The sequence below is a fragment of the Thiocapsa roseopersicina genome (assembly GCF_900106925.1).
Classification (GTDB): domain Bacteria; phylum Pseudomonadota; class Gammaproteobacteria; order Chromatiales; family Chromatiaceae; genus Thiocapsa; species Thiocapsa roseopersicina.
Map to the genome: position 1 here is coordinate 39,350 of NZ_FNNZ01000007.1, position 15,827 is coordinate 55,176.

General features: G+C 64.1%; 17 protein-coding genes. 11 read left to right on the top strand and 6 right to left on the bottom strand.

The features are described from left to right. Window positions 1-23: 23 nt before the first annotated feature. Complete coding sequence (locus BLV04_RS09260; protein ID WP_093030825.1) at window positions 24-581, bottom strand: CDP-alcohol phosphatidyltransferase family protein; 558 nt, start codon at window positions 579-581, stop codon at window positions 24-26. A gap of 219 nt (window positions 582-800) precedes the next feature. Between BLV04_RS09260 and purM the strand changes: the two genes are divergently transcribed. The 3 genes from purM to BLV04_RS25875 are packed head-to-tail and all read left to right on the top strand — an operon-like array spanning window position 801 to window position 3,453. Continuing rightward, window positions 801-1,874, top strand: coding sequence for a phosphoribosylformylglycinamidine cyclo-ligase (gene purM / locus BLV04_RS09265; RefSeq protein WP_093030427.1), 1,074 nt, complete (start codon window positions 801-803; stop codon window positions 1,872-1,874). Next, window positions 1,867-2,586 (top strand): phosphoribosylglycinamide formyltransferase, encoded by a 720-nt coding sequence (gene purN / locus BLV04_RS09270; protein WP_093030430.1) that lies wholly within the window; start codon window positions 1,867-1,869, stop codon window positions 2,584-2,586. The genes purM and purN overlap by 8 nt, the downstream gene beginning before the upstream one ends. 60 nt (window positions 2,587-2,646) lie before the next feature. Continuing rightward, window positions 2,647-3,453, top strand: coding sequence for a DUF1294 domain-containing protein (locus BLV04_RS25875; protein ID WP_093030828.1), 807 nt, complete (start codon window positions 2,647-2,649; stop codon window positions 3,451-3,453). Window positions 3,454-3,481: 28 nt separating this feature from the next. Here the strand turns inward: BLV04_RS25875 and BLV04_RS09280 are convergent, their stop codons facing one another. The 3 genes from BLV04_RS09280 to BLV04_RS09290 all read right to left on the bottom strand — a co-directional run bounded on the left by BLV04_RS09280 (window position 3,482) and on the right by BLV04_RS09290 (window position 4,659). After that, window positions 3,482-3,736 carry a hypothetical protein gene (locus BLV04_RS09280; RefSeq protein WP_093030433.1) on the bottom strand — a complete coding sequence of 85 codons (255 nt, stop codon included), beginning with the start codon at window positions 3,734-3,736 and terminating at the stop codon, window positions 3,482-3,484. Between the two features lie 29 nt (window positions 3,737-3,765). Then, a complete protein-coding gene (locus BLV04_RS09285; protein ID WP_093030436.1) occupies window positions 3,766-4,056 on the bottom strand; it encodes a DUF6489 family protein in 291 nt (96 codons plus the stop codon). A 123-nt stretch (window positions 4,057-4,179) separates the two neighbouring features. Then, the gene (locus BLV04_RS09290; RefSeq protein ID WP_093030440.1) at window positions 4,180-4,659 is read right to left on the bottom strand and encodes a hypothetical protein; all 480 of its coding nucleotides are present in this window, start codon (window positions 4,657-4,659) and stop codon (window positions 4,180-4,182) included. 150 nt (window positions 4,660-4,809) lie between these two features. Here BLV04_RS09290 and BLV04_RS09295 point away from each other — a divergent pair, with 150 nt between their 5' ends. Then, window positions 4,810-5,124: an MTH1187 family thiamine-binding protein gene (locus BLV04_RS09295; RefSeq protein ID WP_093030443.1), complete on the top strand. Its 315-nt coding sequence runs from the start codon at window positions 4,810-4,812 to the stop codon at window positions 5,122-5,124. A gap of 246 nt (window positions 5,125-5,370) precedes the next feature. Next, entirely contained in the window at window positions 5,371-6,213 is an 843-nt protein-coding gene (locus tag BLV04_RS09300; RefSeq protein ID WP_093030446.1) for a metallophosphoesterase family protein, read from the top strand. Between the two features lie 56 nt (window positions 6,214-6,269). On the opposite strand, the gene BLV04_RS24875 is transcribed toward BLV04_RS09300, so the two are convergent. Further along, the gene (locus tag BLV04_RS24875) at window positions 6,270-6,440 is read right to left on the bottom strand and encodes a hypothetical protein (RefSeq protein ID WP_175534560.1); all 171 of its coding nucleotides are present in this window, start codon (window positions 6,438-6,440) and stop codon (window positions 6,270-6,272) included. Window positions 6,441-6,706: 266 nt separating this feature from the next. Between BLV04_RS24875 and hslO the strand changes: the two genes are divergently transcribed. The 6 genes from hslO to BLV04_RS09330 all read left to right on the top strand — a co-directional run bounded on the left by hslO (window position 6,707) and on the right by BLV04_RS09330 (window position 14,902). Continuing rightward, a complete protein-coding gene (gene hslO, locus BLV04_RS09305; protein ID WP_093030831.1) occupies window positions 6,707-7,579 on the top strand; it encodes an Hsp33 family molecular chaperone HslO in 873 nt (290 codons plus the stop codon). Window positions 7,580-7,599: 20 nt separating this feature from the next. Next, window positions 7,600-8,850, top strand: coding sequence for a NupC/NupG family nucleoside CNT transporter (locus BLV04_RS09310; protein WP_093030449.1), 1,251 nt, complete (start codon window positions 7,600-7,602; stop codon window positions 8,848-8,850). 102 nt (window positions 8,851-8,952) lie between these two features. Continuing rightward, entirely contained in the window at window positions 8,953-9,321 is a 369-nt protein-coding gene (locus BLV04_RS09315) for an HIRAN domain-containing protein (RefSeq protein WP_093030451.1), read from the top strand. Window positions 9,322-9,680: 359 nt separating this feature from the next. Continuing rightward, the gene (gene katG, locus BLV04_RS09320; protein WP_093030454.1) at window positions 9,681-11,855 is read left to right on the top strand and encodes a catalase/peroxidase HPI; all 2,175 of its coding nucleotides are present in this window, start codon (window positions 9,681-9,683) and stop codon (window positions 11,853-11,855) included. Window positions 11,856-12,301: 446 nt separating this feature from the next. Then, a complete protein-coding gene (locus BLV04_RS09325; RefSeq protein WP_093030457.1) occupies window positions 12,302-13,954 on the top strand; it encodes a cation:proton antiporter in 1,653 nt (550 codons plus the stop codon). Between the two features lie 51 nt (window positions 13,955-14,005). Next, window positions 14,006-14,902 carry a DMT family transporter gene (locus BLV04_RS09330; protein WP_093030460.1) on the top strand — a complete coding sequence of 299 codons (897 nt, stop codon included), beginning with the start codon at window positions 14,006-14,008 and terminating at the stop codon, window positions 14,900-14,902. Between the two features lie 272 nt (window positions 14,903-15,174). Here BLV04_RS09330 and BLV04_RS09335 read toward each other — a convergent pair whose 3' ends face one another. Beyond that, a complete protein-coding gene (locus tag BLV04_RS09335) occupies window positions 15,175-15,675 on the bottom strand; it encodes a rhodanese-like domain-containing protein (RefSeq protein WP_245731815.1) in 501 nt (166 codons plus the stop codon). Window positions 15,676-15,827 lie beyond the last annotated feature (152 nt).

A 15,827-nucleotide genomic window follows, 5' to 3' on the forward strand; every position in this document is an offset into this window, starting at 1 on the left:
TGACCGGGCGCGCCGCCGAAAGCTCAATGCTCCCGCCAACCGCGCTGCCGCGCCTTGCGGCCCCAGATCCAGACATACTGCGCGCCGCTGACGACGACGGTCACGAAACAGGCCCAGATCATCGTCTCGATCAAGCCTTCCGGAAGCTCAAGCGGACCCGCAGCCATGATGACCATCACAACCAGCAGGATCTGGAGCACGGTGTTGAGCTTGCTGATCGGCAGAGGCGCGGCCTCGACCGCCTCGACACGATAGTTGTAGACGACGGCACCGGTGACGATCACCAGATCGCGCAGGATTACCGCAATCACCAACCAAACCGGAACCAGCCCCTGCCAACCAAGGATCAAAAAACACGCGACCAGCAATGCCTTGTCGGCGAGCGGATCCAGGATCCCGCCCAAGCGCGAGCGCCAGTCATAGCGTTTCGCCAGATAGCCATCCAGGCCGTCCGACGCCCCCGCCGCGGCGAACAGGACCAAGGCCCATCCATACTCTTGGCGGAGCAGCAGGTACATGACGGGCGCGACCGCGACGAGTCGCAGGACGCTGATGATATTCGGAAGATCCCTGAGCTGCACGTACACACTCCGATCGCCGGGGCGGCACCAAACCTTGATGCCTCTCCGGTTGATGCTAGTCGGGTCCGTGGCGTCTGTCCAAGGCCAATGCCCCGTCGCGGTGCACACTCGCCGTCGCGACCGACCCGCCCGGCGGCGCCGACCGGGTCCATCGCCCGTACTGCGGGCCCGGCCGGACTGCTAGAATAGCCGGTCAAACACGTCCCTTGGAGCCAAAGCGTGACGCAGGATTCAGCCACGTCCTCATCGCCATCCCTCAGTTATCGCGACGCAGGAGTCGACATCGACGCCGGCGCCCGACTGGTCGAGCGCATCAAGCCGCTCGCCGCCGCCACCGCTCGACCCGGCGTTATCACCGGTCTCGGCGGGTTCGGGGCGCTCTTCGAGCTCCCGCTTGCCGATTATCGGCAACCCGTGCTGGTCTCGGGCACGGACGGGGTGGGCACCAAGCTCAAGCTCGCGATCGACCTGCGTCGACACGACAGCATCGGCATCGATCTGGTCGCCATGTGCGCGAACGACATCCTGGTCAGCGGCGCCGAGCCCTTGTTCTTTCTCGACTATTACGCCACCGGCAAGCTCGATGTCGAGGTCGCCGCAGCCGTCGTCTCGGGCATCGCACGCGGCTGCGCGCTCGCCGGCTGCGCCCTGACCGGCGGCGAGACGGCCGAGATGCCCGGCATCTATCGCCCGGGCGACTACGACCTCGCCGGCTTCTGTGTCGGAATCGCGGAGAAGGCGGATCTCATCGTCCCGGACCGGGTCCGACCGGGCGACGCGCTGATCGGGCTCGCCGCGTCCGGTCCGCACTCCAACGGCTATTCGCTGATCCGCAAGGTCATCGAGGTGAGCGGTGCGGATCTCGGCGAAGATCTGGACGGCGTCAGCCTCGGCGAGCGACTGCTGGCGCCGACGCGGATCTATGTTGGGTCCGTCCTGCCCTTGACACGCGCCATCCGGGTGCACGCCCTCGCCCACATCACCGGCGGCGGCTTGACCGAGAACCTGCCGCGGGTGCTCCCTGACGACACCCGCGCCGTCCTAGACCTCGCGAGCTGGACCCGCCCTGCGGTCTTCGACTGGCTCCAGTCCAAGGGCGGCATCGAGGATGCGGAGATGCTGCGGACCTTCAACTGCGGGATCGGGATGGTGGTTGTCGTCGACGCAGGCGATCTCGATCAAGCACTCGAGCTGCTGCGCGCCGGCGGCGAGGATGCGCGTGTGATCGGACAGGTCGAGGCGGGTCAAGGGCCCTCGTCGGTACGCTATATCGGCGAGGCCGCGCATGCCTGATGGCGGACGCCTGCGCGTCGTCGCCCTGATCTCGGGCAGCGGCAGCAACCTGCAGGCCTTGATGGACGAAGCGGCAAACGGCGGGGCTTTCGAGATCGTCGCCGTCATCAGCAACCGCGCGGATGCTTTCGGCCTGGAACGGGCCAGGCGTACCGGTATCCCGGCCGAGGTGCTGGACCATCGCGACTTCGCGGGACGCGAGCCCTACGAGGCCGAGCTGCTCGCCCTGATCGATCGCTACGCGCCCGGCCTGGTGATCTTGGCCGGCTTCATGCGCATCCTCACACCCTCTTTCGTAGAGCACTATGCCGGACGGATGCTCAACATCCATCCCTCGCTCCTACCCAAATTCCGGGGGCTTCAAACCCATCAGCGCGCACTGGATGCCGAAGAGCGCGAGCATGGCGCCAGTGTCCACTTCGTCACACCCGAGCTCGACGGCGGACCCGTCGTCATTCAGGCTCGACTGGACATCCATCCGGGAGAGGATGCAGCGACATTGGCGCAACGGGTGCTCGCGCAGGAGCACGTCATCTATCCGCGGGCCGTCGGCTGGTTCGCGCAAGGACGGCTGCGACTGGGGGAGGATGGCCGGCCGTGGTTGGACGGCGCGCCGCTGACATCGCCGATCATGATCGATGCCGCGACCGGCTTCGATGGTCTAGGAACGGGCGACGAGTCTCCTCAAGTGCGCGCGGTGCGGACAAGATGATCAATTAACTCGTGATCCCCGGAGCTCGGGACGTCGTTGCAACAAGCCAAAGAGACCGATATGGATATTCAAACCGACAGAAACCGCTTTCGCGAAGGAACGCTGGTTCGATGGGACGGGGCCAAGGGGTTCGGGTTCATCCGGCCAAACGACGGTGGCAAGGACGTCTTCGTCCACGTCAGTGCACTCCCTTCAGGCTTGATTCCCAACATCGGAACGTCCCTGGTTTTCAGTGCAGGCGACGATCCTCGGGGGCGCGGTCAACGGGTGATCAAAGCGGTTGCAGCAGGTTACTCAGGCCGGACAGCGGTACAGGCCGTTCCCGCAGTCAGGGCGAAACCGGTCTACGTCCGCAAGGAGCGGGCCGGAGTTGGCGCCGACGGCAGTCGGAGGCATGTCGGCGGCGTTCAATCGGCGCGCCCCCGAAACCCGCGCGACCAGACGCTCAAACGGCTCCCGCTCAACCTGCAGACCGCCATGGTTGCCGTTCTATCGCTGGTGTGTCTCGTCGCTGCCGCCAAGATGGCGCCGCTGACACCGCTCCCCTTCATCGCCTACCCGGTCTTCAGCTCGCTTGCCTTCCTGATGTATGCCCGCGATAAGCTTCGCGCGATCCAAGGCAACTGGCGCATCCCGGAGTCCTCGCTCCACTTGGTCGAGATGGCGGGCGGTTGGCCAGGTGCCTATATCGCCCAGCAGATGATGCGCCACAAGACCGTGAAAGCGAGCTATCAGGTGACCTTCTGGCTCATCGTCCTGCTCCATGTCGGTTTTTGGATTCTATGGATTGCCTCGCCCGAGACGGTGCTGGAGCAGTTTCAGCCGATCGCGGATCATTTATCCAACTACATGACGGTTAACCGCTAAAAGCACGGGCCGGTCTCGGTCCGATCCCTCAATGCTCGCACTTGTCGAGCTTTTCTCGAGCGCCAGGGATCACCGACAGGAGAAAGGTCGAGACGAGCACGATCGGCGCGAGAATGATGAGCACGAGCGCGAAGAACAGGACGATCTGCTGCAGGTAGGCCAGCTCGGGCAGGACATATCGCACGGCCACAAAGAGCAAGATGGCCGCGACGAAAAAGATCGCCGAAACGACCACCCCGTCGCGCATGGTCCTGCAGCCGAGGATCAGCAACCGATGAAGCATTCGTCATCTCCTCCGCGGTGTCGTGCGCACTATTTTCGTCGCGGCGTGGACTCGGCGGCCGAGCTCTCGCTGCTCGAGCCCGTTGTGCCGGACGACATGCTCGTCGCATTCGTCAGCATCTTCTGGAACATATCCCACGAGGCCATGGTCCCGGTCACGTAGGGTTGGAAGAGCTTGATCGGGTCGTAACCCTCGGTGCCGGCAACCATGCGCTCGCGAATGTCGTCCATCAACTGGCGCTGAAAGGCTTCGACGTCCGGCAAGCCCAACAGCTTGCGCATCTCTTCCGGCGTCATCTCGACATCGAAACTCATCTTCATGCTTCTCTCCTTGGAGCGCGGCGCGGCACGGTGCCCCGCCTGCCCGATAACTCTGGACGATGACGAGCGTCTATTCAAGCCGCCTCGCGACGACGCTCAAGCCCGAGATACGTCCGGCTCGGGCTAGTGCCGACTCGCACGCGGGACCGAATCGGTCGGTGCGGGATCCTCCACGGCCATGGTGCGACGCACCCTGCGCCCGACCAGGAGGCAGGCCCGCTCGAATGCCCGACCGGCCTCGCGTGCGTTCCACTCCCACTCCGAGGGATGCGCGGTCACCGGGAACTGCCAGTGTCCGGTCGTCAGCACGGTGCCGATGCGCACCTCGAGCGTCCAGTCGTGCCAGACCGTGCCCGGCTGATCGTCCTCGACGAATTCCTGCTCGGCGAGTCGGATATAGTTGCCGGCGCGATCCTCCATCGAGACCAGGTCGGAGAGCACCAGGGAGTCGTCGACGCAACTACTCCAGCCGGTGTGGACCGCGCTGGCCGTCCCCATTAAGGAGTGGATGAGGAGTGACGGTGTCAAGGTCAGCGACAAGGGGGTTTCCCAATCCGGCTCGGCGACGTCGCTCGGGCTCTCGGGGTCGGTCTGGATGGCCATTGCAGATCCTTCATGGTCGACTTGTTCCCGGCTGATGCAGGGCGTCTAATGAACTTCAGTCTATAGTTCAGGTCCGCCGCAGGGCAATCCTCGTTCGGCTTTCATGCCTCGGCCTTCGGCCGAGGTCAGGCAAAATCCCAAGGTTGTATCATGTCCGTTCTGCTCGATCTCAGCATCTTCCCGGTCGACCGAGGTGCCGGCGTCAGCGGCTTCGTCGCCCCCGTCATCGCCATGATCCGCGACAGCGGCCACGACTACCGACTCTCGCCGATGGGCACCGTCGTGGAAACCGACACCCTGCCCGAGGCGCTCGCACTGATCGAGCGCGCCCATGAGATCCTCGACGCCTTGGGTTGCGAGCGCGTCTATGCGACGGCGAAGCTCGACATCCGGAAGGGTCCGGGCGGGCGGATGGAGGGGAAGGTTGAGTCGGTGCGCAAGCAGATCGGGCAGGTCGCCTGCTGAACCGCGTCCTCCGGGCGCGATATGCAGAGGTTCGCAGAGCTGATGCGGTCGGTGGCCATGATCTGCGTATGGAGCTGGACGCGGTTCAGGATCTATAATCATCAAAGAGCCATTCAGCTAAAAATATCTATTAATTAAACACTTAAACCGCGTCGACGCCAACACCTCAGAGGGATGCCGAGCTGGCCGCCCACTGGAAACGACGCATACCGCACAGGACGCGGTTTAACAGGGGACGCCCCGATCATGAAGGTTGCGATCTTTTCCGATGTTCAAGCCAACCTGCCGGCGATGGAGGTCGCGGTCGAGCGGATCCTCGATTGGGATCCGGATCTGGTGGTGATGGACGGGGACCTGGTCAATCGCGGTCCGAGCAGCCTTGCCTGTGTGGAGCTGTTCGACGAGCTGCGCCGGACACGCGGCTGGTTGCCGGTGAAGGGCAATCACGAGGCTTGGATCCTGCGCTGCGCTCTGGAGCCGCCCCGTACCGAGCTGGAGGGACAGATGCGGCGTTTCGCCGACTGGACCTACGAGCAGTTGCGCGAGCGCATCGCGGCACTGGAAGGCTGGCCGGATCATCTCTGTTTCCACGGCGAGAGCGATTCGAGCTGGGTGCACGTCACGCACGGGACCATGGCCGGGAACCGCTTCGGCATCTCGGCCGGCGTTTCGGACGAGGAGATCCGCGGCAACCTCCCGGTGGATGTCGCCCTGTTCGTGACGGCGCACACCCATCGCCCCCTGCATCGCGAGCTGGACGGCACACCCATCCTGAACGTCGGCTCGGTCGGCTCGCCGTTCGACGGCGACACACGCGGAAGCTACGCCTTGCTCGAAGAGCGCCGGGGGCGTTGGACCTGGGAGATTGTGCGGTTCGACTACGACCGCGCTCGCGCGGAGCGGGATTTTCGCGATTCGGGCTTTATCGAAGAGGGAGGACCCTTGGCGCGCATCCTCTTCGAGGAGTGGCGTCAGGCACGTCTGTTGATGCCCTACTGGAGACGAGGTTTCGAGCCAGCCGTTCTCGCGGGAGAACGCGACCTCGGCAATGCAGTCGAGGAGTTCCTGCGGGATTCAGGCAAAGGCTGAGCGGGTCGGGCGCCGGTGCGCCGAGGCGCACCGGGGTTCGATGGATGTCGTGACGGTCACTGCTTGGCCTGCTCGCTCAGGATGTAGACGGTGATCCCGGACCCGAGCAGCCCCAAGGCCACCATCGGGACCCAGGCGGTGGCCAGGAGCGCTTCGGCTCCGTAGGTCGCGCCGGCCAAGGTCAAGAAGAGGGTTGCCGTGATCAGACTTAAGATGAGAGGCATCATGTTTGTTTCCTTTTAGCTACAACGTTGGATCTAATATTAGTCTTTGCTTAATTACTTGCAAGCCTCGCCGAGTCGCCTCGGACGCCGAAAACAGACCTACGCCGCGCATGTAACAGATTGAAACTAGAAGACGCATCAAGCGCAGTCAGGGCGTTCAGGACAATCCGTAGCTGCGGATCGGACACACGACCTGATCGATGACAAATTGCAACAAGGTGTAACGGGGCAACAGTCGGCCCCTTGGAGCACCGCCCTTGGAGTATCGGATGAGCGACTCGGATCGTCTTTATCGCTTTACCTTCGAGAACATCGGGATTCGGGGGAACCTGGTCCATTTGGATGCGACCTGGCGTGCCGTCCTGGGTGCACACCCCTACCCGGAAGCGGTACGCGATCCGCTCGGGGAGTCCCTGGCCGCCGTGACGCTGCTCGCCTCGACGATCAAGTTCGAGGGCTCACTGATCCTGCAGGCACAAGGGAAAGGACCCATCCGCACCCTGGTTGCTCAGGCGACCCACGAGCACAAGGTCCGCGGGCTTGCCCGCTGGGAAGGCGAGGTGCCCGCCGAGGGGACACTCGCGGCGCGGTTTGGGCAGGGCCACCTGGCCTTGACGATCGAGCGGCGCGGCGCCGAGCCCTATCAGGGGATCGTGCCGCTGGAAGGGGCGGATCTCTCGGCGGCGATCGAGCGGTATTTCGTCGACTCCGAGCAGCTCCCGACGCGGCTGTGGCTCACGGCCGGAGAGCACCGCGCCGCGGGTCTGTTGCTCCAGCGTCTCCCCGGCGAGGGTTTGAGCGACGAGGATTGGGCGCGGATCGGCATCCTTGCCGACACGCTCACGCGCGAGGAGCTGACCGGCCAATCCGCTGGCGATCTGCTGTATCGGCTCTTCAACGAGGAGTCGATCCGGCTCTTCGAGCCCGAGCCAATCGCCTTTCGGTGCGGCTGCTCGCGCACCCGGATCGAGGAGACGCTCAAGCTCCTCGGCCCGGCCGAGGTGGACGACATCCTCGCCGAGGAGGGCGCGGTCAGCGTCACCTGCGAGTTCTGCAACCGCAACTACGCCTTCGACGCGGTGGACGCCAAACAGCTCTTCGCCGAGCTGACCCGCCATGAGCCATCGCCCTCGCAGCACTGAACCGGTCCGGTCTACGCCTCATGCCGAGCACCTTGCAGCCCTTGCTCGGGCTGGGCGTCACCATCGCTCTGGCCTGGCTCGCGAGCGAGCGGCGTGGCGCGGTCAGTCCGCGCCTGGTCATCGCCGGTCTGGCGCTCCAGATCGCCCTCGCGCTCCTGCTGCTGAAGCTGCCGCTCGCCCAGACGGCCTTTCTGGCGCTGACCGACTTGGTGCTGTCCGTGCAACGCGCCACCCAAGCCGGCACCGAGCTGGTGTTCGGCTTCCTCGGCGGCGGCGCGGCGCCTTTCGAGACGCGCTATCCGCAGAACACCTTCGTGCTCGCCTTTCAGGCGCTTCCGCTGATCCTGGTGATCAGCGCAGTCTCCGCCCTGCTCTTCCATTGGCGGGTTCTGCCGCTGGTCGTGCGCGGCTTCGCCTGGCTGTTGCGACGGACCATGGGGACCGGCGGGGCGCTGGGGCTGGGGGCGGCGGCGAACGTCTTCGTCGGCATGACCGAGGCGCCCCTCTTGATCCGGCCCTACCTGGCTGGACTGTCGCGCTCGGCGCTTTTCGCACTCATGACCTGCGGCATGGCTACCGTCGCCGGGACCGTCATGGTGCTCTACGCCGGGATCCTCTCCGACACCGTGCCGGATGCGATGGGACACATCCTGACCGCCTCCCTGATCAGCGCGCCGGCAGCCTTGATGATCGCCGGCATCCTGGTACCGGAGCATCCGGACGCGGCGGACCGGGCGATCGTCGCCATCCCGATCGAGTCGCGCAGCAGCATGGACGCCATCACCCGCGGCACGCTCGACGCCATCCCGCTCTGGCTCAACATCCTGGCGATGTTGATCGTCATGGTCGCGCTGGTGAGTCTCGCCAACCAGATGCTGGGCCTGCTGCCGGCCGTGGCCGGCGAGCCCCTGACCGCACAGCGCATCCTCGGCTGGGCCATGGCCCCGGTCGTCTGGCTGATCGGCATCCCCTGGTCCGAGGCGCAGGTCGCCGGCTCCCTGATGGGCATCAAGACGATCCTCAACGAGCTGATCGCCTATATCGAGCTGGCCGGCACCCCGAGTGCCGAGCTCAGCGAGCGCAGCCGGCTGATCATGACCTACGCGCTGTGCGGCTTCGCCAATCTCGGGAGCCTCGGCATCATGATCGGCGGCCTCGGGGTCATGGCTCCGGAACGTCGCGACGAGATCGTCGCGCTCGGGCTGAAGTCGGTTCTCGCCGGGACCATGGCAACGCTGATGACCGGCGCGGTCGTTGCCTTGATCCTCTGAGGAGGCGACCCTCTCGATACCGAAAAAAACAGGTGGGTGGCTCACCTTTTGAGCCACCCACCCCTGTAGGATCAGGCTATCCGGATCTATGAGGCGACCGCGATGTCCCATCGGAAGCGATCTGCAACGAACGTCCCCGAGCCCTCTCTCGACGAGGCCATCATTGGCCGTCATCTCGTGATCCAGCGCAGCCGCCTTGCGGGATTCCGCCACCACGAGGCGCCGGCCGTCCTGCCTGTCTTGCGGGCCGGCTCACCCTTGACCCTGAGCGCGGAGCGCGACAACCCCTACGACGGCGATGCCGTCGCCATCCATTGGCAGGGCCACATGCTGGGCTATCTCCCGCGTGACGAGAACCTGGTCGTTGCCCGGCTGCTGGCCCGACAGCGCCGTATGAGCGCCCGTGTCCGCCGCCTCGACCCGGACGCCGAACACAACCAGCGGTTGCAGATCGAGATCTTGCTGCATTGACTCGAAGAGCCGCCGTCGGCGATACCCTTGCGAACAGATCGCTGAAGACACGCCGACCGTGCTCGTCGCCCGCCGCACCCGCAGGCCGCATGAGCGACAGCAGAGCCATTCGGCGGCGCCATCGAACGCTTCACCGACTACAGCCCCGAGAGCGGCTTTTGCGTGCTTCGGGTGCCGGCACGCAGCCAGAATCATCCGTTATTACTATCGAAATATTATATACGATCGTCACAAACGATTCACTGCATACAGCCAAACGATTAGCCATCTTTCTTGGCGGTCCGTATTCTCGTTTCGTGCCTGACGAGCACCCAAGACAAACCGACTTCAGACCATGAGGCCACGAACGGAGGTTAGAGATGGACAAGACTGTGACGACGACTGCCGGCAAATGCCCGGTAATGCACGGCGGAAATACCGCCGCCGGAACATCGGTCATGGACTGGTGGCCGAAGGCGCTGAACCTCGACATCCTTCACCAGCACGACACCAAGACCAATCCGATGGGGGCGGACTTCGACTATCGTGAAGCGGTCAAGACACTCGACGTCGAGGCGCTCAAGAAAGACCTGCACGCCCTGATGACCGACAGCCAGGATTGGTGGCCCGCGGACTGGGGGCATTACGGCGGTCTGATGATCCGCATGGCCTGGCATGCTGCGGGCACCTACCGCATTGCAGACGGCCGCGGCGGTGCCGGCACGGGCAATCAGCGCTTTGCCCCGATCAACAGCTGGCCCGACAACGTCAACCTGGACAAGGCGCGGCGTCTGCTTTGGCCGATCAAGAAAAAATACGGCAACAAGATCAGCTGGGCCGACCTGATCGTTCTCTCCGGTACGGTGGCCTATGAATCGATGGGGCTCAAGACCTACGGCTTTGCCTTCGGGCGCGAGGATATCTGGCATCCCGAGAAGGACACCTATTGGGGCTCGGAGAAGGAATGGCTGGCGCCCAGCGACAGCCCCGACAGCCGTTATTCGGGCGATCGGGAGCTGGAAAACCCCTTGGCTGCCGTGATGATGGGCCTGATCTACGTCAACCCCGAAGGTGTCGACGGCAATCCCGATCCGCTGCGGACGGCACACGATGTGCGCGTGACCTTTGCGCGCATGGCCATGAACGACGAGGAGACCGTTGCCCTGACCGCCGGTGGCCACACGGTCGGAAAGTGCCACGGCAATGGCGACGCGGGTCTGTTGGGGCCGGCACCTGAAGCGGCCGATGTGGAGGAGCAGGGGCTCGGCTGGAACAACCACACCACCCGCGGCATCGGCCGCGACAGCGTGACCAGCGGCATCGAAGGCGCCTGGACGACCCACCCCACGCAGTGGGACAACGGCTACTTCGCCATGCTGCTCGAGCATGACTGGGAGCTCAAGAAGAGCCCGGCAGGCGCTTGGCAGTGGGAGCCCAAGGACATCAAGGAGGAAGAAAAGCCCGTCGATGTCGAGAATCCTTCGATCCGCTACAACCCGATCATGACCGATGCCGATATGGCCTTGAAAATGGACCCGGCGTATCGGGAAATTTCCGAACGGTTTTACAGAGATCCCGACTATTTGTCGGAGGTCTTCGCGCGTGCCTGGTTTAAGCTGACGCATCGCGACATGGGCCCCAAGGCGCGCTACATCGGCCCCGATGTCCCGCAGGAAGACCTGATTTGGCAGGATCCAGTACCCGCAGGCCGCACCGATTACGACCTCGACGCGCTGAAGGCCAAGATTGCTGACTGCGGTCTGAGCGTCGGCGACATGGTCGCCACGGCATGGGACAGTGCGCGGACCTTCCGCGGCTCGGACATGCGCGGCGGTGCCAACGGTGCACGCATCCGTTTGGCCCCGCAAAAGGACTGGGAGGGCAATGAGCCCTCGCGTCTTTCGAGGGTTCTGGGCGTCCTCGAGGGCATTGCGGCCGAGACCGGCGCCAGTCTGGCCGACGTCATCGTCCTGGCCGGCAACGTCGGTATCGAGCAGGCCGCCAGGGCAGCCGGTTTCGCGATCGACATTCCCTTTGCACCCGGTCGTGGCGATGCCACCGACGCGATGACGGACGCCGAGTCGTTCGAGCCACTGGAGCCGATCCATGACGGGTATCGCAACTGGCTCAAGAAGGACTACGTCGTCACCGCCGAGGAGCTGATGCTCGACCGGACGCAGCTGATGGGCCTCACCGCCCATGAGATGACGGCGCTCGTCGGCGGCATGCGTGTGTTGGGCACCAATTACGGCGGCACCAAGCACGGTGTGCTCACCGATCGGGAAGGTGTTCTGACGAACGACTTCTTCGTGAATCTGACGGATATGGGCTACACCTGGAAGCCGACAGGCAACAACCTGTACGAAATCCGTAGCCGCAAGACGGATGAGATCAAGTGGACGGCGACCCGAGTGGATCTCGTGTTCGGGTCGAACGCGATCCTACGCGCCTATGCCGAGGTCTATGCGCAAGACGACAACAGGGAAAAGTTCGTGCAAGACTTCGTTGCGGCATGGACGAAGGTCATGAACGCGGACCGCTTCGACCTGGCTTAAACCGCGCCCAGCGCGACATGCGATTTTTTGGATGGGATCGGTCCCGGCAGACTTGACGACCGTTGGAGTCGGCGCGGTTTAAGATATTCAAAAGATTATTTTAAACCGCGTCGCCGCTAAGTGTCGTGGATGCACTGAACGTCGATCTCACACGAAAATGCGCATGTCGCTCTGGACGCAGTTTAGGTTTCGGCGTCGCTTCCCGCACCTCCCACGATCGTCGCGAGTACGTCGCAAAGCCACCGGAAGCCTCTGAGTGACAGCGGCTCCCGGTCGTTCATGAATGACATGCTCAACGAGCCCCGGGCCTCCCGAGATCCTAAAGATCCGCCCGAGCGCCCTGCGATCGCGATCGATGATGTCGCATCGCCCCCGAGAACGCGACGACACCACACGAGGATGAGCGAGCACATGTGGAATGCGGCAGGTCGAACGACGGGATTGCGATGACCGACGCCTTTGCCGAGCTTGCCTTCCTTCTCGTGATCGCCGCCGTTGCGGGCGCGATCGCGGTGCGCCTGAAACAACCGCTGCTGATTGCGTACATCGTCGTCGGCATCGCGGTCGGTCCGGCGGGATTCGCGTTGGTCACCTCCCACGATCAGATCGAGGTGCTCGCCCAAGTCGGCGTGGCGGTGCTCTTATTCGTGGTGGGGCTGAAGCTGGACCTGACACGGGTGCGCGACATCGGCCCGGTCGCCTTGGCCACCGGCTTGGGCCAACTCGCCTTCACGATCGTCTTCGGCTTTCTGCTTATCCTGGCCTTGGGCAAGGGACTGGTCGAAGCACTCTATGTCGCGGTCGCGCTGACCTTCTCGAGCACCATCATCATCGTCAAGCTGCTCTCCGACAAGGGCGAGCTCGACGCGCTGCACGGGCGCATCGCGATCGGTTTCCTGATCGTGCAGGATATCGCCGTCGTGCTGGCGATGATGGCGATGAGCGCGCTCGGCACGGGCGCCGACGCGTCGGCCTGGAACGTCGCGATCTCGCTGACGGGGCGCATCGCGGCCGCGGCGGTGCTGATGTTCGTGTTGATGCGCTATGTCCTCCCGGATCTCCTGCATCGCATCGCACGCTCGCAGGAGTTGCTCCTGATCTTCGCCATCGCGTGGGGCACCGGGCTCGCGGCACTCGGGGAATGGGTAGGATTCTCCAAGGAAGCCGGAGCCTTCCTGGCCGGTTTCGCGTTGGCTTCGACCGCCTATCGCGAGGTCATCAGCGCGCGCCTGACGGGCATCCGCGACTTTCTGCTGCTCTTCTTCTTCATCCATCTCGGTGCCGAGCTTGACCTGACGACCCTCGGTGCCGAAGTCTGGCCCGCCGTCTGGCTGTCGCTGTTCGTGCTCATCGGCAATCCGTTGATCGTGATGGCCATCATGGGCGGGATGGGTTATCGCAAGCGAACCGGGTTTCTGGCGGGCCTGACGGTCGCCCAGATCAGCGAATTCTCGATCGTCTTCGTGGCAATGGGGATCAGTCTGGGTCATGTCGGCGTCGAGGCGCTCGGGCTGACGACCTTGGTCGGGCTGATCACCATCACCCTGTCGACCTACATGATCCTGTACTCGCACCCCTTGTACCGCACCCTCGCGCCTCTGCTCGGGCTGTTCGAGCGACGCCGGCCTTACCGCGAGATCGCCGGCGAAAACCCGGCTTCGAACGAGCCGCAGCCGGAGGTGTTGGTGATCGGGCTTGGCCGCTACGGACTGCGCTTGGCGCGACGCCTGCGCGAGGAGGGTCTGCATGTGATCGGTGTGGATTGTGATCCGGACGTTGTACGGCGCCTATCCGACACCGGCTTGACGGTCCGCTTCGGCGATGGACATGACGCGGCCTTTCTGGATAGTCTCCCCATGGACGGGCTGCGCTGGGTCATCAGCACCTTGCCCGACCTGGATTCAAACCGCGTGCTGCTCTACGCCTTGGCCGAGCGTCGTTTCGCCGGCGAGATCGCCGTCGTCGCCCGCGACGACGCGCAAGGCGCACAGCTCTGGCAGATCGGTGCGCCCGTCATTCTGTACCCCTTCCGCGATGCGGTGGACTTCGCCGCGGACAACATCATGGCCATCGTGCGCCGCCGAAGCCAAGCGGAATAACCGCTGAACTCGCGAACCCATCGCTTGATCGTGCACCTGGTTTGCCGGCCTATGAACGCCATTCCTCCGATCTGGTTGCTGGCCGCGCTGCCCCCGTTGTTCTGGGCCGGCAACTTCGTGTTGGCCCGCGCACTGCACGCGGACATCAGCCCACTCGCACTCTCCTTTTGGCGCTGGGCGATCGCGCTGCTCGTTCTGCTGCCGTTCGCGTACGCCGATCTGTGGCGGCAGCGCGAACTGCTCAGGCGCCATTGGCCGGTGCTCACCCTGTTCGCCCTGCTGGGGATCACCAACTACAACACCTTTGCCTACCTGGGCCTCCAGAGCACGACGGCGACGAACGCCGTGCTGCTGACCTCGGTCACCCCGGTGGTGATTCTCGGGTTGTCCGTCCTGTTCTTTCGAGCACCGCTGCAGCGCGCACAGATCCTCGGCATCCTGCTGTCGCTCGCCGGGGTGATCCTCGTTGCGACCGAAGGTCGGCCGCTGATGCTCGGGGAGATGGAGCTCAATCGCGGCGACCTCTGGATCCTGGCCGCAAGCCTGGACTGGGCGCTCTATTCGGTCTTCCTGCGCTGGCGTCCGAGGGAGCTGGAGCCGAAACCCTTTCTCGCCGCGATCATCGCCATCGGTCTGCTCCCGCTGCTGGGGCTCTACGCCTGGGATCTTGTCTCTGGACATCGCTTCGAGCCGAACCCGACCAATCTCGCTGCGATCGGGTATGTGGCCGTGTTTCCGTCGGTGCTGGCCTACGTGTTCTGGAACCGCGCCGTTGTGGAGATGGGACCGAACCGCACCGGGCAGTACATGCACCTGATACCGATTTTCGGTGCCGGACTCGCCGTCCTGCTGCTCGGGGAGCGGCTGCATGTCTACCATCTGTTCGGCGCACTGATGATCGCCTCGGGCATCGCTCTCGCCACCGGGATCCGATGGCGGAGTCCGTGAGGGAAGACCGTCGTGCCGGGATCAAGAGGCAGACGCCCCGACTGCGCGAAGCGCAACGAGGTCGCGCCGCCGATCCCTGCGTCTAAACCGCGTCCAGAGTAAGATGCTCATTTTCGAGTGAGTTCAACGTTAGGTGCATCCACGACCCTTGGCGAGGACGCGGTTTAAAATACAATATTTTTCGATCTCTTAAACCGCGCCAACTCCAACGGTCGTCAAATCTGCCGGGGCCGATCCCATCCAAAAACATCGCATACCGCTCTGGGCGCGGTTTAGCAGGTCTTGCAGCTCTCCACCGGCAGCCCTCGGCGCACCCAGCCGGGACCGGCTTTGCTTCCAGCCATGCCTTCGGCGACATGAGAGACGTTGGTGAACCCCAGCTTTTCGAGGGCGTCTCGCGTGTAGCCGGTCCGGTTTCCGGTACGGCAGATGAGCACGATGGGGGCGTTGCGATCGCCCTCGACGGCCTTCGCGACATCCTGCACGAAGGTCGGTGCGGTCATGTCGAGCGTGAGCGCGCCGGCCGCAACGCCTGTCTGGCGCCATTCGGCCGGAGTGCGGATATCGATGAACGTGATCTCGCCGGCGCGCGTCTTCTCCAGCGCCTCGGTGGCGGACAGGGTCGAGCCGGCTTGTGCTGCGCCGCTGATCAGGAAAAGCGCGACGAGCACGACGACTGTGTGGGGACGGACGGATCGAAGAACGGACATGGTGACGGGCTCCTTGAACTGCTCTCTGTAGATGGCATCGCAGATCGGGTCGCGCGCCGTCAATCCAAGGCGTAAGCGCGCACTGTCTTCGGGAGGCAGACGTCGGTGGACGGAAACCGGAACACGGGCTTGGCGTCGCGGCCCCGTTGACGAGAGCGTCGACCGCCGCCACCTGGCCTTGACAGGTTCGATGCGCTCGGACTGACCGGCAATTT